This is a genomic window from Mesorhizobium sp. M7D.F.Ca.US.004.03.1.1, assembly GCF_003998635.1.
Taxonomy (GTDB): Bacteria; Pseudomonadota; Alphaproteobacteria; order Rhizobiales; family Rhizobiaceae; genus Mesorhizobium; species Mesorhizobium loti.
The window spans coordinates 1-4,224 of record NZ_RZQG01000530.1 but is presented as its reverse complement, the minus strand read 5'-3'; the positions used below and the strand labels follow the sequence as shown (position 1 = coordinate 4,224).

Annotated in this window: 4 protein-coding genes; 2 read left to right on the top strand and 2 right to left on the bottom strand. The window is 63.8% G+C overall.

Features of this window, described 5'->3' with window-relative positions; genetic code table 11:
* Together EN935_RS24650 and EN935_RS24645 are read right to left on the bottom strand one after the other, a co-directional pair.
* A partial coding sequence (locus tag EN935_RS24650; protein ID WP_127373695.1) for a deoxyribose-phosphate aldolase occupies nt 1-731 on the bottom strand: 731 nt, incomplete at its 3' end.
* 211 nt (nt 732-942) lie between these two features.
* Nucleotides 943-1,770: a ferredoxin--NADP reductase gene (locus EN935_RS24645; protein WP_127263126.1), complete on the bottom strand. Its 828-nt coding sequence runs from the start codon at nt 1,768-1,770 to the stop codon at nt 943-945.
* Between the two features lie 222 nt (nt 1,771-1,992).
* Here EN935_RS24645 and EN935_RS24640 point away from each other — a divergent pair, with 222 nt between their 5' ends.
* Both EN935_RS24640 and EN935_RS24635 read left to right on the top strand, forming a co-directional pair.
* Nucleotides 1,993-4,077, top strand: coding sequence for a hydantoinase/oxoprolinase family protein (locus EN935_RS24640; protein WP_127263127.1), 2,085 nt, complete (start codon nt 1,993-1,995; stop codon nt 4,075-4,077).
* A gap of 1 nt (nt 4,078) precedes the next feature.
* Nucleotides 4,079-4,224: hydantoinase B/oxoprolinase family protein (locus tag EN935_RS24635; RefSeq protein WP_164771314.1), on the top strand; the 146-nt coding region annotated here is incomplete at its 3' end.

Here is a 4,224-nt window from a genome sequence, read left to right as displayed (position 1 = left end):
CCCGCCATCATCGCCACCATCGAGGCCAGCATGACATTGCGCAGCGTGGCGAGGTCGCCGGTGCCGAGGATGACCTTCAGATGCGCGTCACCGCAGGCGGCCCGCATCGAGACAATCTCATTGTAAAGCTCCCGCCACTTGGCGCCGAACACCAGGCCGCGCGGAATGACGACGTCGATCTCGTCGGCGCCGTCGCGGACCGAGGCTTCGATTTCCTGCAGACGGGTGGACAGCGGCGCAAGGCCATGCGGAAAGGCGGTGGAGACGGCAGCGACATGGATGCCGGTGCCGCGCACGGCGTCGACGGCGGTGGCGACGAAGGGATGGTAGACGCAGACGGCCGCCGGCCGGATGGTTTCACCCGCAATGCCGAGACCCTCGACAATGTCGCGGCGAAACGGGTTGATCGCCTTGGCGCAGAGCCGGCGCACGCGTTCCTCGGTGTCGTTGGAATTCAGCGTCGTCAGATCCATGCAGGCGACGGCCTTTAGCAACCAGGCCGCCTGGTTGTCGGCCTTGATCGAGCGCCGCTTGGTCAGGCTGGCGACGCGCCGTTCCAGCGCCGAGCGATTGACGCTGCGCACCGATTCCATGAAGCCGAGGTCGAGCTTCATGCCTGGATTGCGCGCAATACGATGGTCGTGTGGGACGGGGGTGTTGGCGGCGGCGCGCGCCGGCAGCGGCGTCACCTTGGACGAGCCGACATCGGCTTCGCGGATTGTGCTGCTCATCTCCTGCCCTTTCATTCGGCGACGTGCGCTTATGTCTTGGTGCGCATCGTCTTCCCAAAACCGCTCGACACTTTGGGCGACACGCACGAAGATAGCCCGTGAATTCACGCTTCACGAGTCCTTAGGGCGCTCATAGCTGAAAAAGGCTGCGAAAGCAGCTAGTTTTTGACCGAAAGGTCAAAATGCGGATATGAGAGTGTCGATGCCCGGCTCAGCCGACGAAGGCGCGCTCGACCACAAAAGTCGCTGGATGGCTCAGCGAGCCTTCCACGAAACCGAGGCTTTCGGCCAGTTCCTTGACGTCCTTCAGCATATGCATCGAGCCGCAGATCATGATGCGGTCGGTTTCCGGATTGAGCTTGTCGATGCCGAGATCGCTGTAGAACTTGCCGGAGCCGATCAGCGCGGTGATGCGGCCCATGCACGCCGACTCCTCGCGGGTCGTCGAATTGTAGAGCGTGACGCGCCCAGTGGTCAGTTCGCCGATCAGCGGGTCGCTTTCCAGCGCCGCCACCAGCTCCTGGCCGTAGATGAGCTCGGCATTGTCGCGGCAGGTATGGGTCAGGATCAGCTGATCGAATTTCTCGTAGGTGTCGGGGTCGCGCAGCAGGCTGGCGAAGGGCGCGATGCCGGTGCCGGTCGAGATCATGAACAGCCGCTTGGCCGGGGTCAGCGCGTCGACCACCAGCGTGCCGGTCGACTTCTGGCGCATGATGACCGTGTCGCCGACCTGGATCTTCTGCAGTTCCGAGGTCAACGGGCCGTCCGGCACCTTGATCGAGAAGAATTCCAGCTCTTCGTCCCAGGCCGGGCTCGCCACCGAGTAGGCGCGGTACACCGGCTTCTCGGCATTGGGCAGGCCGATCATGACGAACTCGCCGGAGCGGAAGCGCAGCGACTGCGGACGGGTGATGCGGAACGAGAACAGCCGGTCGGTATAGTGCTTCACCGAGACGACGGTCTCGGCATAGACGTTGGCCGGAATCGGGAATTGCAGCGGGCGGGCGCCGACGGTGTTGAGAGCGGATGTGGTGTTCATCAAATCCAACCTTCTGGCCCAAACTCACGGACGCGGGCGCCAAACCTTCACCTGCGCGCCCGAACCATTCAGGTTCCGGCGTGCTGTTCGCACACTCCAAAGCGGTAAGCTCTTGTGTCGGGAATTTATTAGTATACAAACGATATTTGCGTCAAGATGCTACCGTAAAACACCTTTCCAAACTGACACATATCCGTAGTCCGGGCATTTCGGGTTTCGACGATGAAAGAGAATATTTCGGCGCAAGCGCGCGATTCCCTGGGAAATGTCGTCGCCGGTATCGATGTCGGCGGCACCTTCACCGACCTACTCCTGATCGACGGACGCGACGGCGGCAGGGTGCATATCGCCAAGACTCCGACCACGGTCGACAACCAGGCTTTCGGCGTCGTTTCGGCACTCGGCGCCACCGGATTTCCGATCGACGGCATCGATCTCATCGTGCATGGCACGACCACCACCACCAATGCGGTGCTCGAGCGCCGGCTGGCGAAAACCGGCATGATCACCACGCGCGGCTTTCGCGACGTGATCGAGCTTGGCCGGCGCACACGGCCGCAGGCCTATGGCATGACCGGCAGCTTCGTGCCGATCATCCCGCGTAATCTCAGGCTTGAAGTGTCGGAGCGTGTCGAGGCGTCCGGTGCGATCCGTACGCCGCTCGACGAGGCCGAGATGCGCGAGGCTGTGCAGACGCTGATCGCGGCCGGCTGCGAATCCCTCGTCATCCATTTCCTGCATTCCTACGCCAACCCGGCGCATGAGCGGCGTGCCGCCGAAATCGCCGCCGAATTCTGGCCGAACGGCTACATCACGGCAGGCCACGCACTGCTGTCGGAAGCACGCGAATTCGAGCGCGGCGTCACCGCTTCGGTCAACGCCTCCGTGCAGCCGATCCTCGAGCGCTATGTCGAGCGGCTGCGCAAGGAGCTGGCTGCAAAAGGCTATGCACGCGACTTCCTGATCATGAACGGCAATGGCGGCATGATCTCGGCCCGCTTCGTCACACGTGAATCGGCCAAGACGGTCATGTCCGGTCCGGCCTCGGGCGTCATCGCCGCCGCCTATACCGGAAAACGCGCCGGCTTCGAAAACCTCGTCACGTACGACATGGGCGGCACTTCGACCGACGTGGCGCTGATCCGCAATGCCGAGCCGGCGGTGTCAAACGAGATCGAGATCGAATATGCGATGCCGATCCACGTGCCGATGGTGGCGGTGCACACGGTCGGCGCCGGCGGCGGCTCGATCGCCCGTGTCGACGCGGCCGGCCTGATCCAGATCGGTCCGGAAAGTGCCGGCGCCAACCCCGGCCCGATCTGCTACGGGCGCGGCGGCCTCGAGCCGACCATCACCGACGCCAATCTTGTGCTCGGCCGGCTGGCGCCGAAGAAATTGCTGGCGGTCGAAAACCCGGTCACATCAGAGCGCGTCACCGGCATCTTCGAGGAGAAGATCGGCAGGGCCACCGGCCTGTCCGGTGTCGAGGCAGCCGGGGCCGTGCTGCGGCTCGGCAACATGAAGATGGCCGGCGCCATCCGCATGGTCTCGGTGTCGCGTGGTCACGATCCCAGAGATTTCGCGCTGTTTGCCTTTGGCGGCGCTGGCCCGCTGCACGCAACGGCGCTGGCGCGCGAACTCGGCCTGCCCCGGGTGCTGGTGCCGGCGCGTCCCGGCATCACCAACGCACTCGGCTGCGTCGTCGCCGACTTGCGCCACGACTTCGTCAACACCATCAACCAGCCAGTGGCGGTGCTCGACGAAACCCAACTTCACGCAGTGTTGGAACGGCACCGAAACGAAGGTGAAGAGCTGATCGGCAAGGAAGCGGTGAAGCCGGAGACGATCCGCGTCACCCACTCCGCCGACATGCAGTTCGTCGGCCAGACCCATATCATCAACGTGCCATTGCCGTCCTCATCGGTGACGCGGGCAACGCTGCAGCAGCTTTTCGAAAAGGCCTATTTCGCCCGCTTCAAGGTCGAGCTGCCGGAGATCCGGGCCAATCTCGTCAACCTCAACACCTCGGTCACCGGCGTGCGTCCGGCGATCGATCTGTCCCGGCTGATCGACCCGGCTGGGCGCGAAAAAACGCTCGACGAGGCGCGGCGCGAGATCCGGCCGGTCTGGTATGGCGGACGCTGGCACGACACGCCGGTATACGCACGCGAAAAACTGCCGCTCGACGCGGTCATCGATGGCCCGGCGATCCTCGAACAGATGGACGCCACCACCGTACTCGAACCCGGCGACCGCGCACGCTGCGACGCCGACGGCAACATCATCATCGATATCGGCGAGGCCTGATATGGCAAAGCTCGACGCCATCACCCTTTCGGTCCTCCAGGCGGCCCTGCAGCAGGTCTGCGACGAGATGGACCTGACCTTTTCGCGCGCCGCCTTCTCGCCTGTGATCGCCGAGGCCAACGACCGCTCCGACGGCATCTATTCCGC

Excerpts from the sequence above, each read along its gene's own strand:
- EN935_RS24645 (WP_127263126.1), bottom strand. The coding sequence starts at position 1,770 with ATGAACACCACATCCGCTCTCAACACCGTCGGCGCCCGCCCGCTGCAA.
- EN935_RS24640 (WP_127263127.1), top strand. The coding sequence starts at position 1,993 with ATGAAAGAGAATATTTCGGCGCAAGCGCGCGATTCCCTGGGAAATGTC.